At 58.2% G+C, this 20,523-nt stretch carries 11 protein-coding genes; all 11 read right to left on the minus strand.

The window, feature by feature from the left end; all coding sequences use genetic code 11:
• The 11 genes from pglX to ACXJJ8_RS06285 all read right to left on the minus strand — a co-directional run bounded on the left by pglX (position 1) and on the right by ACXJJ8_RS06285 (position 20,266).
• Entirely contained in the window at positions 1-3,519 is a 3,519-nt protein-coding gene (gene pglX, locus ACXJJ8_RS06235; protein ID WP_499027769.1) for a BREX-1 system adenine-specific DNA-methyltransferase PglX, read from the minus strand.
• Positions 3,519-7,136 (minus strand): BREX system P-loop protein BrxC, encoded by a 3,618-nt coding sequence (gene brxC / locus ACXJJ8_RS06240; RefSeq protein ID WP_499027772.1) that lies wholly within the window; start codon positions 7,134-7,136, stop codon positions 3,519-3,521. Before brxC ends, pglX begins: the two co-directional genes overlap by 1 nt.
• A 20-nt stretch (positions 7,137-7,156) precedes the next feature.
• Positions 7,157-7,735 carry a DUF1788 domain-containing protein gene (locus tag ACXJJ8_RS06245; RefSeq protein ID WP_499027774.1) on the minus strand — a complete coding sequence of 193 codons (579 nt, stop codon included), beginning with the start codon at positions 7,733-7,735 and terminating at the stop codon, positions 7,157-7,159.
• Positions 7,732-8,325 carry a DUF1819 family protein gene (locus ACXJJ8_RS06250; RefSeq protein ID WP_499027776.1) on the minus strand — a complete coding sequence of 198 codons (594 nt, stop codon included), beginning with the start codon at positions 8,323-8,325 and terminating at the stop codon, positions 7,732-7,734. Before ACXJJ8_RS06250 ends, ACXJJ8_RS06245 begins: the two co-directional genes overlap by 4 nt.
• A gap of 184 nt (positions 8,326-8,509) precedes the next feature.
• Positions 8,510-8,722, minus strand: a complete 213-nt coding sequence (locus ACXJJ8_RS06255) for a helix-turn-helix domain-containing protein (protein WP_499027778.1) — start codon at positions 8,720-8,722, stop codon at positions 8,510-8,512.
• Between the two features lie 128 nt (positions 8,723-8,850).
• Positions 8,851-10,344 carry a YfjI family protein gene (locus ACXJJ8_RS06260; protein ID WP_499027780.1) on the minus strand — a complete coding sequence of 498 codons (1,494 nt, stop codon included), beginning with the start codon at positions 10,342-10,344 and terminating at the stop codon, positions 8,851-8,853.
• A 5-nt stretch (positions 10,345-10,349) separates the two neighbouring features.
• Positions 10,350-10,757 carry a hypothetical protein gene (locus tag ACXJJ8_RS06265; RefSeq protein ID WP_499027782.1) on the minus strand — a complete coding sequence of 136 codons (408 nt, stop codon included), beginning with the start codon at positions 10,755-10,757 and terminating at the stop codon, positions 10,350-10,352.
• On the minus strand, positions 10,754-11,194 hold the full coding sequence (locus ACXJJ8_RS06270) for a helix-turn-helix transcriptional regulator (RefSeq protein ID WP_499027784.1): 441 nt from the start codon (positions 11,192-11,194) through the stop codon (positions 10,754-10,756). The genes ACXJJ8_RS06265 and ACXJJ8_RS06270 overlap by 4 nt, the downstream gene beginning before the upstream one ends.
• A 197-nt stretch (positions 11,195-11,391) precedes the next feature.
• Complete coding sequence (locus tag ACXJJ8_RS06275; RefSeq protein WP_499027786.1) at positions 11,392-13,011, minus strand: hypothetical protein; 1,620 nt, start codon at positions 13,009-13,011, stop codon at positions 11,392-11,394.
• A gap of 38 nt (positions 13,012-13,049) precedes the next feature.
• Complete coding sequence (locus ACXJJ8_RS06280) at positions 13,050-14,144, minus strand: hypothetical protein (protein ID WP_499027788.1); 1,095 nt, start codon at positions 14,142-14,144, stop codon at positions 13,050-13,052.
• Entirely contained in the window at positions 14,144-20,266 is a 6,123-nt protein-coding gene (locus ACXJJ8_RS06285) for a hypothetical protein (protein ID WP_499027790.1), read from the minus strand. The genes ACXJJ8_RS06280 and ACXJJ8_RS06285 overlap by 1 nt, the downstream gene beginning before the upstream one ends.
• Positions 20,267-20,523 lie beyond the last annotated feature (257 nt).

Consider the following 20,523-nt stretch of genomic DNA (forward strand, 5'->3'; position numbering starts at 1 on the left):
TCAGTCCTCGTCCTTGGTGCCGACCACCGCCTTGACTTCGGCCAGTAGGTCGCCGAACTTGCCGTAGTTCACTTTCACGCCATCATCCAGATCGAGCTCGATGCGCATATCGGCGTAGTAGCGCAGCTGCTCGTCATAGGCCAGCAGTTCCAGATGTTGCTTGCGCAGGCTTTCCAGCTGGTTGTTCGCGCGATTGCGTACTGCGATGGAACTGGCGGTTGCTGTGTCGCGCTCCAGCTGTTGGATGCGTGCCTGTATCTTGCCGGCTAGCGGTACCACGTACTCAGCGCGCATTCGCGACAGCGTGCCGGCGTTATAGCGGTGCAGATAGACCAGCGCCTGGAATGCACCCTGTTTACCGCTGGAGAACAACCAGTAGATTGGGCGCTTCTTGTAGGTCTGCAGGTGATCCTTGAAGAACTTGTCTGCCAAGTAGCGGCGGATCGTCTCTTCGGGCGACTCGCTGGCCTTTCGCCCCAGACTCTCCGCCAGCCAGGCCATGTTCTGTTCCAACGAGTCAGCACCCCATACGGCAAGTAGAAACTCGCGAACACGCAGTGCGGCGTCGTCCTCGAACCACAGGTCCACGGTGAGCGGGACAATGCCGTCTGCATCGGCAGGAAACCTGGTGTAGCTCGACATATCAAAGCCGACGTTGCCGCGCTGGGCGTAGGTCACCCCAGGTGCATCAAGGCTGTAACGGCCCATCATGCAACCAATGACATACGAAGCCAGGTCTCTCGCACAGGAATCGTAGGTAGGGCGAGCGAGCAAGATGTGCTTATCGTCTAACTTGGCAGTCTCATCCAGAGCAATACCGTACGCGGATGCGGAGTAACGATCTACATCTCCCTCCAGTTTCTTGGTCGCTTCGATGCGACTTTGACTCTTAGCTAGATGTGACGCGCAACTCGCCTCCAGCGTACCGTCCGACTCCGCTAAAAGAGGAAGGCCGGAGTAGTTCCAAGAAGTTTCAGCGCTATCCCAATCGGAGCGTGCGAGCTCGACGAGCTCGGCAACAGCGGAGACCAATTCATCTTCCATTTTACTAACCGGAAGAGGAAGAACGTTGTAGTAGCCAACATCAAAATGGAGTGTCTGACTCAACGCGCCGACAAAAGTCTGGACCAAGCGCGAGTTGAGCAGCCCCAAGATCCAAAGGCGCTCGTATGGATTATCGCAAAAAGCAGAATGCGCTGAATTGGCAAAAATAAAGCCTGCGTCCTGCAGCCGAAACGCCGTGGTGATCGTGATATCGGACCAGGTGATCGAGGGCTGAAAGTAGTACGCCTCATTTCTAACAGCCGCGCCGGGCCGGCCTTTTATCTCTGCACCGCCATCTCGCCAGTCGACAACGAATTCATTGTTTCCATACCACTTTCGTGCCCTGCCACCTTTGTTGTACGGGACCCATCGCTGATCCTGGCCAGTTCGACTCTGTTCTTCGATGGGCGGGAAGCGAATGTCCCGAATATCGACCTCGTGCCACGCCCGAACAAACGTTTCATTATCCGATGTGGACATTCCTTGTCGTGCTTGCGCGACTGAGGCTATCGGCGTGCCTTGCAAAAAAGCTCTTCGAACATCGCCCTTGGCCCAGTAACTGATCGGGGAGCCTGGAATTTCGAAGAAACTATCAGAACTTCTAAAATTAAACTCCCTCCGATCTAGCTTCCGCTCAAAGATCAGTCGTTTGTCTGCGGCATGAGGGGCGTCATTGCAATTAACGTAGATGCCTAAAAACGAGGTTATCGGCCTCTTTCTGGCACAGAACGCCGCCGCAAGAGCTACCTTGCTGTTGAGGCTTGGAAAACTATTGAAGCCGATCTGGACAAGTGTGGTGAGACATGCTGCAGATAGAACTCTTTCCCGAAGGACTGCGAATGAACTCTGAAACATCCAGTTCTGCAGACCAACGAGTGCAAGCTGGCCAGCAGAAGAGCAGAGATCGAGGCCCCGCTCGATGAAGCAGCCACAAAGGTTCTCTGAAGAGCTGGGATATGCATTCTTTACATAGGCCTTCAGCTCACCGCTCATCAGCTTGACGCCCATGTAGGGCGGATTTGCCACAACTACGTCGTAGCGGTTCGCCAGCAACTCAGCCTGTTTCACGAGTTGCGCAAGACGCGCGATCAGTGCCGACACGAGTAAGTCTGGAGCTGGCGAGCCGCAAAGCCTCTTCAGATTCGGCAGCTTCGCTACTAATTGCTCTGGAAGGTGAATGAGTGACCCAAACGTCGTGGCGTGCTCAAACAAAGTCTTCAACTCGTTGAGATCACTAAGCTCCAGCCCGTAATCACCCAGGTTCAGGCCCTCACTCAGCTGTCCCGCGTCAAACCCTGCGCTGTCAACGAGCGCCATGACATGCAGTTTTACTCCTCGCTCAAACAGCCTTCGGTCATCCGCCCGTCCCTTCATCATCAGCGCAAATCCGGCCAGCTGTGCCGCGCGCTCATCGATGTCGAGACCGAACAGGTTCCTCTCGAGGATCAGCTTAGGCACGTCGCGTTGCTGGTAGCCGCGCTCTAGGTAGATGGCCTTGAACAGCTCATAGGCCTCGACCAGGATGTGCCCGGAGCCGCAGGCCGGATCGATGAGGGTCAGCGCTTCGGGGTTGAGGGCGCTGGGTGTGATGGCGGCAAGATGCGCGTTGACATCATCAGTCTGCGCGGCGGGCTCAATGTAGTACTCCATCTGCGCCCTGATCGGTGAGTCAGGATAGGTCGCCAGCCACTGCGCGCCCAGCGAGTTCTGCACCATGTACTTCACGATCCAGTTGGGCGTGAACAGCTGGGTCGCAGCCGGAATATCTTCCGACTTCACTACCTTGCCGATGACTTGGTCCTTCTTCTCCGAGATGTAGAACTGGTATAGCCAGCCGATGATCTCGATCTGCTGCCAGTCTTCCTCGGGAATGGACTGCACGAGCTTCGCGACCACCGAGTCGGTGAGCAGCAGGTTCTCCGGCAGCAACAGCTCGGTTTCGTCACCCAACGGCTCGAACAGGAACGGCAAGGCCTGATGCAGTGCGTTGCACTGAGCGATCAGGATCAGCCGATACAACTCAGAATCCCGATTGGCTAGTCTGAGTTCGCGCACGGAGTCGACTGCCAGTCCCGGAAGCGCACTTGATTCGGCTAGGTCCAGCGCATGTGCCAGCACTTCGGGCAAGCCGCCCTCTGGGTTCGACAATACTCGCCGGCCATGGCCTAGGTAGTCGTGAACTTCCATGAAGCGCAATGCGGCCAGCCGGTTGAACCAGGCATAGGCCACAGCTTCGATAGTTTGACTGAAGCCGTGTTGCTTCATCCGCGCGATCAGCTTGTTGCGCTGCTCGTAGACCTTGAGCGGCCATGGGCGGCCGGCGATCATCACCAGATCCCCCGAAACCTCGGCGTCCGCTACCTGCAGCACGCCCTTAGCCTCACTGAGGCCCAGCAGATTCGCGCGCGCCGTGACCGTGGCGATGAAGTCCTTGCGCGCCTGAGGTGCGTAGCTCTTGAGATGACCTGTATTCATTACTGGATCCGGATCCGCTTGCCTGATTTCAGGATGGTTGCAAAGGCTTCGCGCAGACTCTCGATGTAGACATCAACCTCCGCCTCGGATTCGAGGTAGGGCCGGGTTGCCAGCTCCGATGGGCGCACGGTCTGTGACGGCTTGGGGGCGTTTGTCGTTGGCTTGGCGGCACTGCCACCGGCAACGCCCGATGCCGCGGCGGTGGACGCATTCTTTGCGGCCTGCTGCTTCATCCAGTCGATGATCCGGTCCATGGCCTCATCCAGCAGTTGCCCGGCGCCCTGTTCCAGGTAGCTGATCTCCGGAAGGCTGGCAGAGGCGCCAATCTTCAGCTTCAGTTGCTGCAGGGGATGCAGGGCTGCGTTGCTGAGGTCGGCGTCCGCCGACGAGTCTGACAACGCCTGGGTGACTTCGGCGATCTTCCTGTCCACCGCCAAGAGTGCGGCTTGCCGCCCGCTCTGAACCAGAGTCTCGTTGCTGGCTTCTACTGTGGCGATCAATGAGTCGATCCGACTGATCTTGCCGTAGGGGGACCGGTCCTCGCGGATGGCGAGCATTTCGGCGAGTGCCGCGCTGACCTTGGCATTCCCTGCCAGTGCCGCGCTGTTCGCGGAGAAGCGCGCCGCTGCGGTCAGAAGCTTTCGCCAGGCCCCAAGCTGACTGGTATAGAACCCATTGATGTCAGTGAAGTCTTCTCCCGCATCCAGCCAGAGGTCACGATCCTTGTTCAGCGCTTCAATGAACTCGTACGGATCGCGCACCGCCAGTTGCCTGGCGATCAATGCCAACAATGCTTCGATCTTGTCGCCGCCCGGATGGTGCTGCTGCGCCGACAGGCCCTGGGCTGATTTCAGCTGTGTCTGCCAGTCCTGCAGCCGGCCGCGGAAGTCATTGACCACGCCGTCTTCGTCCTTGCGCGGCAACGACGAGAACAACTGGCGATACAGGTCCGCGACTCGGTTGATGCTGCCGCTATCGGCCGTCTTGCGCTTGAGGATCGAGATCTGCTTGTGCTGCACCGCCTTGGAGAGCGGATCAAAAGCCGATTTCGGCTCCAAGTCCGAACCGCCCATGGTCAGCTTGATCTCGCCCGCCATGAACAGGCGGGTGACCAGTAGCACGACCTCCCAATCCGGCTTCCAACCAAAGGGAATACCGGTGAAGCGGTCGACGACATCCGACAACAGCACGCGATTCTGCGTCGCCGTGAGCTGCAGGTACTGGCGCACCTCGTCGAGTGCCTGTGGATTGCCTTCCTCGCCGCCGAGCGCAAGCTGGCGCTGTCCAAGGTCGTCGATCGCCAGCAAGGCTCGGATCTCGGCCAGTGGATCGTTCTGTCGCACCTTGAGGTAGGGCAACTTGTTGTAGGTATTGGTGATCAGATAGTTGATCAGCTCATCGAGCAAGGTCGACGGGCTGGCCGCCTTGGACTGCACTTTTTGCCCCTTGGCATAAGAATCGCCCTGGACCATCAGTTCGCCAATCTGCGCGACCAGACGTTGCCTGCGCTCGCGGTTCTCATCCTTGCGTTCCAGCAGGATCTTCCTCAGCGACGGCGCCGCGCTGCCGGCTTTGGGGCTGTCGACATATTTCTCGATCTGCCGGTAAAGGGTGAGCTCGACGTCCAGACGCTCGCCTTCGGCCAGGCGGATCAGTGCACGGCCATGCCCTTCGGCGCTCAGCAGGATGCATTTGTCGGGCTTGAGCAGCTCGTAGTCGTCACCGAGCGGGGTGCGCACGTCCAGGCTCAGGGCGTGGTTGGCATGGCGGTAAGGCAGCCCATCGAGTAGACGATTGAACTCGTAGTCGGCCTTGGTGTCGCGGTGGCGGACCTTCGTCTGAGATGCCAGGACTTCCTCGAACACGATTTCTGCGAGCAGCTTGGATTTCTCGGCAGCAGAGACCTCGACGTGACCGATCTCCCGCGCGATGTCGCGCTCTTCGTTGGTGAGGAAGAACCACTGATCGCCATTGCGATTGACCAGGCGTTGCCGCTCAAGCCGTTCGAGGCTTTGCTGGATGCCGCGTTTGAGCTGCAGCTTGTCGGTATCGATCTCGGACAGGCACAACGTCGCCAGATTGTCTATGGTGGGCTTGACGACTTCCGCAATATGGCGGATCAGAAACAACACCTTGAGCAGGCGGATGTCCTGCGGCTCCAGCGACGCATCCTCGCCGGCTTGATCGATGGCCCGTTTGACGGCAGTGTCGAGGAAGCTTTCGATCGAGGGGTAGAAGTCGTAAAGCGGTACGAGCGCGTCAATTCCTCGCCCAGCGTTCTGCTTAGCCGCGGACTGGAAGGCATCCAGTAGTGAACGTTCACCACGCGAAAGATGCTGGCCCGTGGCGCCGACCTTGCGGATTGCTTCGAAGATCTTCTGCAACAGCGTGAACTGATAAGGCGCGAACGGATAGTTAGCAACGTAGTCGGCAGCGTCCCGGTAGCTGCGCATGATCATGGAGTTGCCAACGAACGACAGCTGGTTGTTGATGATGTCGCCCTTTCCTTCGAAGACGTCCCGCAAAGCGTCATGCGCCGCTTCGGTCTTGGCCAGGAGACGCTCGCCGATCACTTCATCGGTATTGGAGCTGGCCAACGACAATCGGGTGTGGAAACGACCTTGGATCTTGGAAAAGTCTTGCGAGCGCGCCTTGTTGGCCTCCCCCAGCGCGGCGTCGATGTCTTCCTGGCTGGTCACGATGACCCAGGCGCGACCGTTGCACAGCGTGCCAAGTTGCTCAGTAATGGTCTGCAGGGTCAGCATCAACTGGGTATTGGCGCCAACGAACTGCCCGACTTCATCGACCAGGAAGATTACGCGGTGGTCTGCGCCCTTCGTCTCCAGGTAATCACGAAGAAGCTTGGCAAAGCCTTCGATGTTGATCGTGAAGGTGTCCTGGGCATCATCGAACCATTTGGCCGCGGATGCGTCAGACATCTTCAGTGCGACGGCCAGCGCGGCGACGACTTCATCGCGCAGAAAGTTGAACGCGTCACGCTCGGAAACCCAAGCAGCGCCATGTGCCTTCTGGAACTCGGCTTGGAACACCTCATAGGCCCCTCGCGACACTAGATGGCGTTCCATCTGGGCGATGTGCGGTGCGTCTCCCGAGAAGCCGAGCTTCTCGTTGAAGACGCGCAAAAACACCTGCAGGATCGCGTCCCGGTCTGACTTGCTATCAGCCTTGGCGTCAATGTTGAATAGGATGACGTCGGCGCTGCCGCGCGTGGCACGCGAGATATCTGCCAGCAGCAGAGGATCCTTGATCTTGTGCTCATCGAAGAAGGCAGCCGCGCGGCGCTTCTCGCCCGTCGCCGGATCAGCTGCTTCGTAGTTCTCAAGCAGGTAGGAAAGGATCTTGATGAAGTGCGACTTACCAGAGCCAAAGAATCCGGACACCCACACGCCCATCCGGTCCGTTAGGACCGAGTCCCGTGGGTTATCCATGGCCGCCAGATAGGCATCGAAGAACTTGCGCAGGTGCTCCGCGAGCTGCTTGGTGACGACGTACTCGTCAAGTTCCTGCCAGATGCTCCCCGCATCCCGCTGGTCGGCCTTGATGACGCCATTGATCGGGCGATCGATTGGCTTGCGGAATAGGTCCCGGATCTTCATGGTTGGTGTAGCCCCCTGTGTCATTCGACTAGCCGGAACGCCCGGTAGTAGTGGTCGTCAGCCAGCTTGTTGAATAGTCGTAGCGAGAACCCGTCGTATCGACCGGGATAGAACATCACAACCGGCACATCCTCCATGGCGGACTGCAAACCGGTCAGAAGCGTGTGCGAACGCAGCATCGGATAGGCGGCGCCTACTCCAGTGAGCAGCAGCATGTCGACCTGATCGAAGTCGATCTTGCTGGCGATACGCTCTGCCAGCTTGTCTTCCTTCAGGACAGGTCTCAGGGCGGCCAACGCGGCCTCATCGCCCTTCTTTGCCTGAATGTCCAGCACGCGTGCATAGAGGTTTCGATCTTCGAGCAGGTCGATGATGAGATTGAACAGATTGACGACCGCCGGCCGAATTGGCGGTTGGCGCTTGGCCATGCTTGGCAGCAGCACGTCATCGACGAAGCTGCGCATCTCCATTTCATGATCGGGTGGATAGTCGAAGATCCAGAAGCCGATCTCATTGCCCAGCCCTTTGTTGTTCAACAACTCGTCAGACGACAGCCGATCAGCAATCTTGTTAAGGCGGGTACGAAAATCGTCGGTCATTCGGTCAGCTCCATGAGCTTGAGCGTGCGTTTTTCTCCGGCGTTCTTCAGCGCATCCGAGACGGCCGGGTGGATGTGAGGCTGAAGCAAACGCAAGGACCGGGTGGTTTCCAGACAACGCGCCTCGGCGAGGATCCTAAGGACGACTTGCAACAACTTGCGCCGAGTGGATTCGCTCCATGTGCCGACGGCTGGATCCCTGGCTTGGCAGTCCGCAAGGAACTGCTCCCACTCCCGGGGGGCAAGCGTCATCTCGAGCCTGCGGATATGATCCGTGACCACATCCTTGACAAAGTCACGCAGTAACTCGCTGTGCTTGAGCGCGGCGGCAAATAGCGCTTGCGTGGCCACTTCCTTGTCACCAGTGGCAACCAGCGGCCACAACGAAGGACTGATGGCCTCCAGCCGGAACCGGATCAGGCGAGCCTGACGGATCGCGGTTGCCGGCGAACCCTTCTGCAGAACATTGTCAATTCGAAGGGCCCGATCCCATTCGGAATCCGTCACGCCGGCGATCAATAGGCGCGCAACAATGCGGCTTTCCGGGAGCATGAGTGACCCCGCAGACAGATCAGCCTGATAGTTCTTCAAGCGATCACCCTCTCGCAGAAGGCAGCAGCCGTTGGCGTCCTGATGCTGGTCACGGCACGCGTTGGCCTGTGCCCTCCGAGGATTTCGTGGGGGGCGTACCTCAAGCCGCGATAGGCATGCGGTGATCGCATTCGGCGGCCCGTTCGCATTGCGTACGGGTGGCGCCTGGATGCATAGGAGGACTTCATCTGGACTGGCCCTCCACGAGGCTTGTCTGGGCCGCGATCCAAGCCTCGATGTCCAACTTGCGGAAGCGCCAGGAACCCCCGACCTTGAATGCAGGAATGCCGTTGGCGGCGGCGAGGCGATAGATTGTCCGCTCGGTGACCTGCAGGTATTCGGCGACCTGTCTGATGGTCAGGATTTCGGCCTCTGCGGTCGATTTCGATCGTGCCATGCGGGTCCCCCGTCGGAGCGAGGAAGATAGTACAAAATTTTCAAGGTTGTCGGCGCCCCCCAGGCGACCAAGCAAAAAAAGCCCGCCGGTCCGGCGGGCTCGATGGTGGGCGGGTGGTGACAGTTCGCTTAGATGATTGGGTGCGCGTTGAAGTACTGCGCGTTAAGCGCAATGACTTCGGTCGGCTTCTTGCTATCCCCGTACTTCACGCGCTTGGTCCAGATCGCTCCGCGCGCGGCCAAAAGCTGGAGTGCGCTATGGAGCCGGCTACTGTTGCGTATGCCGCAGTACTGGCGCACGTGGTTCTTCAGCACCTCGCCCACTGCCGGAAGATGGTAGTTCCCGTACAGGTAGGAGTAGACCTTGTCCGCATCCAACTCCTCCGGAGAGCGTTGCAGAGGCGGGGAAAAGAGCTGCTTGTACTCGAGCAGATGCCATGCGGCGATCTGCTCTGCGCGAGCGAGCGTCTCTGCGGAAATCCGGCCGATCGCGCCGATGCGCCCCTGCGGGTCGTCCGGGAGGCTGGAGGTGTCGATCTCGAAGCAGTGCAGGAGACACGCAATGCGGCCGACCATGTCCATGTACTTGTTGCCGAAGTCGCTGATGTCGTGGAGGAACTGGCCAGGCCGAAACTCGACCTCGACATTGCCCGCGATCTGAAGCCACAGCACCTTGGCTTGCTCGTCAAATTCAAGAATGTCTCGACTCACCCGCCCCGACTCCAGCATCCGCTTGTAGGCGGAGAGCAATTCGCGAAGGCGCGCATGGAAAGACGGGATGTGCTCAAGCGTCGGACTCAGTCTCGGCTGCCGGCCCCCCTGGATCGAGGGAGACCTTGAGAACAGGAAGCGGGCGCAGAACCCAGAACGCTGCACGATCTTGCCGCGCTTGGCGAAGAAATCAGACAAGACGTCCGGCTGGATCATGAAACTGATGGTCAGGCGCGGATCCCGTGCGATGAAGATTTCACGCTGTGCGCGATCAAGCGGCATCAACGGCTTGCCATCCCACAGGTTATTGAGGAAGCCGTAGTGGCGCATCACGGTGCTGGAAAGCAAGGTCTGGCCTTCGTCCGAGAGTAGGGCCATGGCCTTTCCATCGCCCTCCAGCGCCTCGAACATGGAGCGCTTGGTAACATCGGAATAGATGAGGCGATGCGTCATGACCTCGCGCGGTTCCTCGGCCTCGACAGCCGAGAGACGTGCCTCGGCCGTTGCGAAATCACCCGCGGACACCAAGTCGCCGTAGTCCTTGCGAGCTCGGTTGTAGACGACGATCCAACGTGCCATTGCCCTTTTATGCGCCTTCTTCCGTGCCTCGTCATCCAAGATGGCTTCCATGTCGTGGTCGTACAGAGGGGCGCAAAGGGTTGACTCGGCCGAGGACTTACGGTCACCAGAAATGGCCGCAATGGCTTGGTAGAGAACACAAGGACGGAGATTCCCCGACAACGGATGCCGCCAGTCGAACAGCGGGGTCAACACAATCGAAAGCGCGGTCAAGCAGGACGTGCCGGCAATGATTTCAGTGACCTGGGAATGCTCAGCCAGTTCCTTCGCCACGCGGTAGATGCGCGGCGGAAAAGCATGGATGGGATACGGCTGCTGGTTGGAAATGAACATGGCAGTTACTCCGAATAGGTCTGCGGGAAGTCGGCGGATTCGCTCAACGAACCGCTCACCTGGGGGTGGAGTGCGTGGTTCTGCTGGGCCAACTTCAGGGGGTGACCACAGGCGACACAGCAGACGGCATTGCCAGCATCGTCACGGCGGGCGCGTTCCTGCTCGAGCATTTCGTTAAACGTGCGGGCGCAGACCTTGGCCTGGACCAGCTCGTTGAAGGCCGCCAGGATGTCCTTCAGCAGCTTGCCGCTGGCGAGATGGGCCTCGAGCTTCGGATAGAGATCCCGGAAGTACTGCTGGGTGAGCTCGCGCTTCGTGGGCTTGGCCTTCGCCAGTAGGCGGTCGAGCTTGTCCTGGAGAGCGAGCGTGGCCTTGTCTTCGACTGCAGTCGCGGGGATGACATCGGCGCTCACGGCGTCACCCCCGCGTTGATGTCAGCCTTGGTCGAGGGACGCTTCCAGCGTCCGTACTTGGGCAACGCTTGCGCGGGCTTGCGGGAAGCATTGGCGCGGGCCTCGAGCCACGCTTCGATCTCGTCTGCAAACCAGACCGTCGCGCTGCGGGGCGAATCGTCCAGCTTGAACGAAGCCGGGAACGTGGGGTCCCAAGCGGGATCCTTCGGGTTCTGGCGCGCCCAGAAATGGCTCTTGCCGTCGCCGGTCATGCCATATGCGGTCTTGGCGCGCACCGCCCGGCGAACGGGCTTGAAAGTCACCAGATCGCCCGGGTGAAGCTGACCGAGGATGGTCTGCATGACGACCAGCAGGTGGTGGAGATCCGGCTGGTGGTGGAGTTCCGGGTAGGTCAGGCTGCCCTGACGGCTTGCGGCCAAGTGATTGAAACTAGACATAAAGTCCGTCCTTACGATGGGTTGAGCCGAGGCGTGATTGCCTTGGCGTTTCCTATCGTCAGCGCCAGAACGAGGCGCGAGGTCCGGACTTTTTTGGACGACATCGGACCTGGTTGGCCATGCAGGTCGGTCCGGACCGGCGCGGCCGATATGCCGCTGTCCCCAAGCGGCGCGGCCCAAGGACTTGGAAGGCCTTCTCAGGCGCAGAGACCGTCGGGCCTAACGCCAAGCAGGCGTGTTTCCAGTCCCGAAAGGTTTTTCTCGATCACGGCAATGTCATTGGGTCGTACGCACTCGACAACCTTGTCCCAAAGTAGCCTTCTCAGGGAAAACTTGAGCTCGGCAACTTCGTGGTTGCCTTCAAGCGCATCCTGGACCCACTCTCTTCGGTTGTGCCAAATCTGAAGAAACCCTTCCTGTATCTCCTTGGCGCGTGCGTAATCAGCAAGGTCGATGCTTGTCTCTAACGGAGTCACGATGGACCGAGGTTGGCTGTTATCGCTAAACACGCGAGGTCGATACCGGGTTGGGTACCTCAGTGCCTGCGATGTCGCGCATAAGGCGCTGACGATACTGCGAAAGCTGATCGCAACCTGATCGCGCGGCAGGGCCCAAGCGCGACCAAATATCCGAATGCGATAGAGCAACTCATTTGCGAGCGCGACACTCCGCGCATACTTCGCATCGCTTGGGCGAAAGCCGAGTGCTTGCTCGATCAGATCGAGTAGGAGGCCAGAATTCTCGTTGGCGAAGCTAGGAAAGCCGGTAAGCCAGAAATTGTCTAGCGTGGTGTCGACGTAACTCCGCCTTCCGCTTGTCAGGATGCTCAGCGCGTCAATCATCTCATCCGCGATGGGAGTAATCGGCGATGGTGGTCGGGCCTTATCCAGGATTTCAGCGTGAGCTCCAGCGAAATGCAGGAACTCAAATCGGTCCATGTGCAGATACAAGTCCAGATCGAGGCGCGGTGACTTACGAGGAGAGACAGTGTTGGGCGATACATCAATAGCGGCGACGACTGCGCTCAGCGTTCTGTAATCGTTTTGGATGCCCAGCCTTTGACCAGACGAGTAGGCGACTTTGTCGAGGTGGCAGCGGATTGCATCCATGCGCTCGATGAGCAAACAAAAGGTGGAATCAATTCTGTCCCGCGTTTCGTTGCTGATCTCTATCCCGATGTATGCCTTTAGGTCGTTGAGGAGAAAGGTGTTGTCTTCGCTCTTCTGGATGGGGTGCGCATCGCGCGCCTCGAACGAATACTTGCCGAATGACGTATTGAGGAAGGTCAGGAGCCTGCACTCCCTCCTTTCGTTTGAAAACCTGGAATCTGGCATCATTCTATCGAGGAGGTAGATGACCCGAATCGCATTCTGCTTGTCTTCGTAATCACCAAATCTTCTGCCAGTGATTGCCTTCAAAGTGTCCGTGATGCTTTCGAACTCCTTTTTCAGTGAATCCGGGTCGGCATTCAAGGGTATCGAGCGTTGCGCCCTTGTCGGAAGGCTCTCGTGTTTCTCTGTTCGAATCTTTCTCGCCAGGTCCGCCAGCGTGAGCCGATCTTGCGGGATTCTCTTTGAGCTTCCGAGGTGGTAGGGGCTGAAAAATAAACTGGCTCTTTTAGAGTCATCCAATCCGTGCCTGAGCATCGCGTCTAGCAATGTTACGGGGCCCGTTGGGCCAATCGTGAGTGTCTGGTTCCTCGAGCGAATGCAATCTTCGTCACTTCCAAAAATGAACTCACGAGAATAGGGGGGCACCCCAAGCCTGGCCGCGAGATCTTGGAGGTGCTGATCGAGAATTGATTTATCCAGACGCATCGGATTCCTGTGGACCAGTCGTGCGTGCGAGATTCTGGTCAAGAAAGCAGGTCCGCAGCTTCTTCGGCACTGATTGGCGTCAAGTGAGCAAGCTTATTCCTGAGATCTCGCAGCGTCTCCACGTTGCGCAGGATCTCCGTTGGAAGCTTGAAGACTCGTGCCAAGTGCAGTAACCCGCCCAGCTCCACGTCATGAAGGTCTTGGACGATTTCACCATTCAAATGGGCAGCTGGCGGAATCCTCCTGGTGGCCTTAACGCGCTCGGCTAACTTCCGGCGCTTCAACTCAAGCAGTGGTAGTAGTTCGGCAGCTTGCGCGGCCCACAGCCGCATTCTCAGTTCGCTGCTCGGGTCGCCGCTTTGCCAAACTGCAAGTGCGTGCTGAACTTGCTCCCCGTCGATCTCCGACGTGCCCCCTAGCTCCCAAGATGCGCCGCTTGGGGGCTGGACCTCGTCAGTCGCCGCTATGGACGTGAGTGCGGACATTGGGTCGAACAACTCGCGCCAGTCAAGGTGAAGCAGTTTGTCGACCAGATCGAGGTCCCAAGAACCAATTCTGCAGATGATGCGCGCAATAAGTTTTGCGCGAAGATCTATCGATCTCCCATTGCTTCGCCGAAACTGCAGAATGTAGCTGAGAACGTCGGCCTCGCTGATCTGACCATTCCAAACGTACGGCTCCAGAGCCGGCGCCCTACCGATGAATTCTGCGCGGGGAATGCCGCGGGCAATCAGTAGGATCTGAGATCTATCGAACACGCCAACGGAACGGCTCGCGCTCGCATAATCCTCAAGAAACGTCTTCCACGTTCTCCAGTTCTCGACAGACACTGATTCGACAAACAAGATGCGTTTGTCGCTCAGGTTTGACAGCAGTGAGGCCACGGTCCTAGCTGTTGGCTGCGCGGTACGAAGCTCGAGCTCCGAATAAAGCTCATCGATGGGCAATCCATTCCCTGGAGTAAAGGGGCGGGTTAGGCGGAACCCTTCGTCGCCCAGACGATACTCAAGCGTTGTGGAAAGGTCAGGAATGGCATTCATTGGCGCCGCGATGGCAACATTCGAGCCATCGCGCAGCGCTTCTACTATCCCATTGACGAAGCTCGCTGGCCCAGGCAGCAACCAGCGATTCATCAGACCCCCCGGCCACGCAGCACGCAGGACGCAATCGGATCGACGGTCCAGTATCCAGCGCCCTCACGCCGCGTAATCCCAAGTAGTTCGCCCCACCTGAGGCTCATGTCTACGAGTCCCTGGTCGGCTTCAGCAATCATTGCCAAGTCGCTAGAAACGAGCGGTTCGTTGAATTGAGCCAGGACATTGATGATCTCCGTCGGCTTGGGAACGTCCAAGCCAAAACGGCTGCTCCATGACTTGATGGCGCCAGTGTCATTCACGAGCCATTTCTCAGCCGCACTGAGTTTCTCTTTAAGCTTCCTGAGCTCGCTGCATTCTCCGGCGAGTTCCGTAATCAAGTTGGGCCAAAGGCCTGTGGCATAAGCAAGGCGGCGTCGGTCCTCAGCATCCAACTGAAGCTGCTGTTCTTCAAGCCAGTGTCGCAAGAAGCCATCACTCCACTGAAGAAGTGAGATCCACGGCAAATCCTTTCGCGCGGAACTTGCGTGGTCGCTAAGCTGCCGCCAAAGCGTCGAGGGATCGGCAACGAAGACGAGGGAGGCGAACTTGTTGTCGGAGCGAAGGCTCTTTAGCTTTTGAGCCGCCTCGTCAATCCAAAGGTTTGTCCAGGGAACCGTTTCAGGGATGACAAAGACTGAAACCTGATCCTTTGGACGGTCAACTAGAGCAACCTGCAATGCGTTGGAAAAGGTATTGCGGTCATGGCAATTACTAAGGATGCCCAGGGACGAGCCCCCGCCTAGGTAGTCCTCCAAACTTGCCGCAACGTCACCAATTCCAGACGCCTCGGTGCCTGCGACAATGGTTATCTCATTCGATCGTTGAAGGAGACGGCTCAGCTGTTGGTAGGTGAACACGTTGCGCTTTGGCTGCGATGGCGCACGTCGGTAAGGCGGCCTGAAGGTGGATGTCTCGAACTCGACGACGGGCTCCCGTTCCTTATTCAGTACCGTCTCGATCTCTTCTTGCGTACCGAGTAGCAGCAAGACGTTCGGATTTCGCAGGACATAGTTTCCGGAAGCGAGCTTGCGCAAGACACCCAGGCCGACCATTTCGTCTAGGAGCACACGGAAATCGAGCTCACTGGTGTCACGAAAGCCCTCCGCCCACCAATGCAACGCACCGGTCTGTCGGACGAGCTGCCAAGGCGTGCCGTCGCTCTGGGAATAGCGGCCACGCAGCAAATCCAATGCCATCGCGTAGGCGAGAACTTCGTACCTTGGATCGAGCTGAAGCGTGAGTCGGAACTTGGCTCGGATCTCGTCGCGCAGGGCGTCGCTGGAATAAACCTGTTCGATATCCCGATCAGACACCGTGTATCTAGGGCCGCTGGCCTTCTGCCGACTCGCCACTTGACTCAACACATGACGCAAGAGATGGGAGCAGTACAGCTGTATCAGGCTCGGGTAGTAGTTGGTCTGGGCAAGAATTCGAATGACCAAGCCCTTAGACTCGAAAGCAAAGCCTGCTGCGGCCATTGGCCTCCGGATGAGGTCGGCGGCTTCCCTGACTTCTTCTCCTTCCCGCAGAGGTCCGATCTCAATTGGCTCACCGAAATGTGCCAAGGGGTGATTCGGGTGCTCCGTCATGCGAAGCACGTTGTGCAAGCCGGCAAAAACGACCTTGAAGCGCCGCTGAGTGTCATCCATCAGCTGCTTCAGCTTCCGCGTCTCCTCAAAGTCATTCCGTCCATCCTGTTCGAAGAAGCGATCGGCTTCATCCAACAACAGCAAGATGCGCCTATCGCCATCAACGGAAAGAAAATCGCGAATGGATTTGATTACGGCTTCTGCGCCCTGCTTCTTTCCAGGAGCAGGAGCGACAGATTTGGCGTCAAGGACGTTGAGCTCCTTTAACTTGTCGTGCAGGGTCAACCAAATCTCACTTGTGGCCAGGCTAACGCCGATGCCTTCCGCACGGAGGTCAATCCACTTCGAGAAATGACCGCTCCTAGGGGTATGGAATGACTGCTCAGCGCGCTTCAAAAGTGCGGTCTTGCCAAGCTGTCGACCGCCATAAATGAAGCACCGGCCATTCAACCCACGTACTGCCTCGAGTTCGGCCGATCGCCCGTAAAACATTTCGGGCGGGACCAAGCCTGCAGTCGCGTCGTATGGTGATGCGTAAGAGAAAGGTAGTGCGATATCTAGCCAGGCGGAGAGACGAGAGCCAGTCGCGCAGCAAAGATAGATGAGCAGATTCTCATCAAGGAGGGCGAACGACCTGCGCTTGGTCTTAGCCAGTCGGCTGAGATCCCTCCACTTTCGTTCGGTTACACGGCCAAAATACAAGAGGATGGTAGGTCGACTGGTAGATGCGTCACCAACCCATTGCAGCAGATCGTCTTCTGTGGGGCGTCCCCACGCGCATATCACTCGGTACCTTCCATTGGCAAAAGATCCAAATGCGGGCAGCGAACAGATGTGCCGGTCACCGATTGGGGTCGCTTCGAGGTTCCAAACCTCTCGCCCGGAAACGCGCTCGATCCGCTGAATGTCTTTGACGGTGAAGCCGAGCCCAGTAAGAAGCTTCTTCAGCCGCGTCGATTCTCCAGTCTGTTGGCTCTTCATGTCCGACCATGCGCTGAACATGTCGGATGCCTGCGCGCGTTGCGCGCCGTCGACTCTTCCAGAATTCAGGCCAGGAATCGCCTGGCCTTGACGGATGGTTTGCTCGATCGCCTCACGGCGATTGTTCCTCTCAAGCCAACTTTCGATTGCTTGCATGGAGCCAGGAAAGAATGCGTTGAATCCCTCGCGCTCCTGCTCCTCTAGTTCCGTAGGAGTTGGCCGACCTTGCTGGAGCCAGTGGAGAAGCTCGTTTGCATAGGTGATGTCACCATCATTGAGCGCTTCCTCAATCTCCTTGGCCGATTGCTCGGTTGCTTCGGTGAGCGAAATGCCCTGAAGCACCATGCGCACGTCGCTCTTTCTGGCCTCGCGCGCGGCCTCAACGCGCTCGCGGATTTCCTTGATATCGCTTGTTACACGGTCGAATCGGCGCATGTCTTCAAGTTGGGACTCCCAGCGTGCCAGATCACTTTCAATCTGGCCGCGATCGGCGTCCTGAAGGTAGCCGTATGCCGAGCCGACCTCGACCAATCGCCTGCAATCAACAATCTCCTTGCGCGTAGCCTGCTTCCAGCGATCTTTGGCCTGCCGAATCTGGCTCGAGTCACCGTCCATCAAGCCAGTGCTCGCCATCATTTCGGCGCCAAGTAGATCTCCGCGTTCGAGTCTGAGCCTGAAGGCCCTCTCAGCCTGGTTTTGGCCGAAGGCGGTGCCAGCGACATGCGCTAGGGCTTCCTCAGCGCCGTCTTCGAGATCCCACGTTTCCGACACCGAGAGTTCCGGAATAAGCAACAAGGCTCGGCCAAGAATTTCCGCAGGCGTAGGCTCGACTTCCCCTAGAAGAGTGTCGTTTTCAAACAGCGACAGAAGTCCATGGATTGCCGACAAGGCTTGTCGTTGGCCGCTCTCAATCAACCCCCACTTGTCGTCCTCCGGCGTGGCACGGAGTTCCTTTTCCACGGCCGGCATACTGTCCCGCAGTGCCGTGTGTACCTCTTCCAGAAGGCCCCGGAGACGATCTCCGTGCCCGCCAAGCAGCTCGACATGGGCGAGCCACTGTCTTGGGAATGTAAGCGCCTCCTCAATGTTTCGAACGAGGTGCTCAAGCGCGCCAGCGTGGATGTCTTCACCTCTGCGACGCATGAGAACCTTTCGATCGGTTTCATGGATGCGGCGCATGACGTAATCGACATCGGATAGCGCGGCTAGCGACTCCTTAACGCGACCCGCATCTGAAATTCGGTTGTGTATGACAGGCGCAACAATGGAGTCGATGTCGCCGCCAGGGCGGACCATCTGTTTCCAGACAGCCGTGGCCGCAGAAAACTTGATGGTGTAGTTCGGCGCCTGCTGGTGAAGCCAGTCCTCAGCTGCGCGCTGTAGCGCCTGCAAATCGGAGCGGATGGCTGCTTCGCCCCGCGCCTTCCGCAGAACAGCTGGCTCCACTCGAAACCCAACTAGCCTCGAACTCAGCCCTCTTAGTCTCTGCACAAGTGCATAGAGCGCTGGATAGTGGCCGTCCTGGTGCAGGTATCCAGCGACGCTAGAGGCGGCCGTACCCGGCGCCAGAATCATCGGACGCAACGTGGCAGCCACTAAGAGCAAGTTCAAAGCGGCATGCCAGGACCTCGGGGAGTTGGTTGCGTAGTCGTCAAGACTAAGCTTCTCGAATCGAGTCGCTAGGGCGGTTTGGACGGCGCCATCCGGCAGCATCAACTCCCTGGCCAAGGCAGTTGCCGCGAGCAAGTCCGGCGGTGGAACCCTAGTGCCTTCGTGGGCGTGCTCTATCCATTGCGCCGCGTGGAATGCCAAGGCTGGCATTCCCGTTGACAGGTATTGCCACACCGGGCGGCAGGCTTCACCAGCGACGTCGTTGTAGTCGCTCTGTTGCGCGCCCATCTCAACAACTTCTGCTTGTGGCGCTGGCTTCGTGTCGCCGGTTGCTCCGCTCGTCGATTCAATTGATCGGAGAGCTGTCTCCGCGGTCTCAAAAACTGAAGCAGCCGCTTCCGCCGAGTTGACCGGCCTCTCCGGCGCTTCGTCAGGAGGGGCTAGGACGACTTCAACGTGGCTTGAAATGGTCGCCTCACTCTCCGTGTCGGCAGCCGTTACGGAAGGTCTGGTTTCTTCGGCTGTATCAGAAGTTCGCTCAGCAGTGCCTTCCAGAAGATCAACGTAATTGACTGAGTAGTCGTACGGCTCGCCAAAAGGCGACGCCGCGTCGATCAGTCTCTCTTGCCGCGAATCCCGAGTTGCTTCAGCATCCAGGCGTGCCCGTCGAGCGTCTGTGTGACGACGCTTTGTGGCAGCTTGTTCGGCAAAGCCTTTTGCCAAGCCAAGATCACGTTCTGCAGCCAGAACAATGGCGTGAGTATTCGCCAGGTCTTGGGCAGCCTGGATATAGGCGTCAGCCGCTTCGTTTCCACGCAGGAGTGCGGCGGCGGCGTCATCAGACAGCTCCTTGAGTTCTCGTCGGCTCTCGAATGCAAGTTGCCAGCGAGCGTCAATCTGCCTGATCAGATCTTCTTCCAGCCAATCAAAGCGTGCACTCGATGCGAGGGTGCGTAGATACGCCATCAGGTTTCGCCGGCGGTCCTCGAACTGCTGAATCTCGTCCGGCTCCCTGCTGGGGAGGGTGGCTGAGGCAGCTTCAAACTCCGCGGCTAGCGATGCAAGATCCGAAACCGCGTCGCGTGTTGGGTGCTGCTTGAGTTCATCCGACACCTCATCCAAGCGACGCAAAAGATGTGCCCATACGGCGTCATTTTCTTGAGTGTCGGCTGTCTCGCCTGGCGTGGCGGAGTGGTCGCTGGATGTAGCCTCGCCATGTAGGGGCGATGACTCATGGTCATCAGTGACCGAATGGTCGACCGAGCGGGCATTGCGCAGTTCCCCGAGCTCTGGCTCGAGCGCTGGACAAATGGTCAACGCGTGATCGATGAACCATCCAGTCCAGGAAACCGATGACAGAGAGAAAATTGCATGACCGACCTTCCTTCGGCGGTCGGTGTCGATAACCTCCCAGTCCTCAAGGGCTTCGAGAATCTTCGGCCACAGCATGAAAAGACCGAGTGCGTCGGGTGTGCCTCTATCGCCAGATACATCCTCAATTCGCTCGCGGATTCTTTCCCATTCCGGGCATGACTCAATGAGCAGCTGCTCATCCAGCGTCAGCGACCTCCAGTTGGCGTCGAAGGCATCCAGAATTTGAATGTCGATGGCAATCGCGTAAGGAAGTGTCCCCGAGCAGGTTTTGCCATCGGCGCTCCGTTTCATGAGATACCAGAAGGTATCGAATCGTTGGGAAGCGTCCAGGAAGTGAGTCAGGACCGCTTTGTCGCGCACATTGGCGTTGGCTGCGACTTGCGAGGGTACGTGGTGAACTGCGTGTCGAAGAGCCCGTGCTTCCAGATCTTGCTTGCGATCCCTGTTTAGCCCCGCCTGCCGTTGCATTAGCGACAGAACCGAAATCGATCGACCCTCGATTGTTAGCAAGGATGCGGGAAGCCCAAAGACTGGATTGTGCGTGTAATGCTCGTCGACACTCATGAACTGCTTTCCCCTGCGTAAGCGTGTATCAGGCTCCAAGTTGCGCCTGTCTCGGGGGCCTCCCCATCGGAGGTATGACGCTGTCCCGATTGGCTCCCCGCCTTCGATCTTAGAGTGCGCTGTTACGCCTCGTCTAACTTCGAGACGGATGTCGAGCGGAGCCCGGGACGAGGTCAGCGATGTACAGTTCGAGTGGCCTTTACACTGCGGAGCTCGTCCGGCAAGGTCCCATTCGTAGGGCTTCTAGTAGGCGTCGC

It is taken from the genome of Lysobacter sp. P5_C4 (assembly GCF_054049695.1).

Coding starts and splice junctions, on each gene's coding strand:
- ACXJJ8_RS06270 (WP_499027784.1), bottom strand. CDS start 11,194: ATGTCTAGTTTCAATCACTTGGCCGCAAGCCGTCAGGGCAGCCTGACC.
- brxC (WP_499027772.1), bottom strand. CDS start 7,136: ATGAAGATCCGGGACCTATTCCGCAAGCCAATCGATCGCCCGATCAAT.
- ACXJJ8_RS06255 (WP_499027778.1), bottom strand. CDS start 8,722: ATGGCACGATCGAAATCGACCGCAGAGGCCGAAATCCTGACCATCAGA.
- ACXJJ8_RS06285 (WP_499027790.1), bottom strand. CDS start 20,266: ATGAGTGTCGACGAGCATTACACGCACAATCCAGTCTTTGGGCTTCCC.
- ACXJJ8_RS06275 (WP_499027786.1), bottom strand. CDS start 13,011: ATGCGTCTGGATAAATCAATTCTCGATCAGCACCTCCAAGATCTCGCG.
- ACXJJ8_RS06280 (WP_499027788.1), bottom strand. CDS start 14,144: ATGAATCGCTGGTTGCTGCCTGGGCCAGCGAGCTTCGTCAATGGGATA.
- ACXJJ8_RS06260 (WP_499027780.1), bottom strand. CDS start 10,344: ATGTTCATTTCCAACCAGCAGCCGTATCCCATCCATGCTTTTCCGCCG.
- ACXJJ8_RS06245 (WP_499027774.1), bottom strand. CDS start 7,735: ATGACCGACGATTTTCGTACCCGCCTTAACAAGATTGCTGATCGGCTG.
- pglX (WP_499027769.1), bottom strand. CDS start 3,519: ATGAATACAGGTCATCTCAAGAGCTACGCACCTCAGGCGCGCAAGGAC.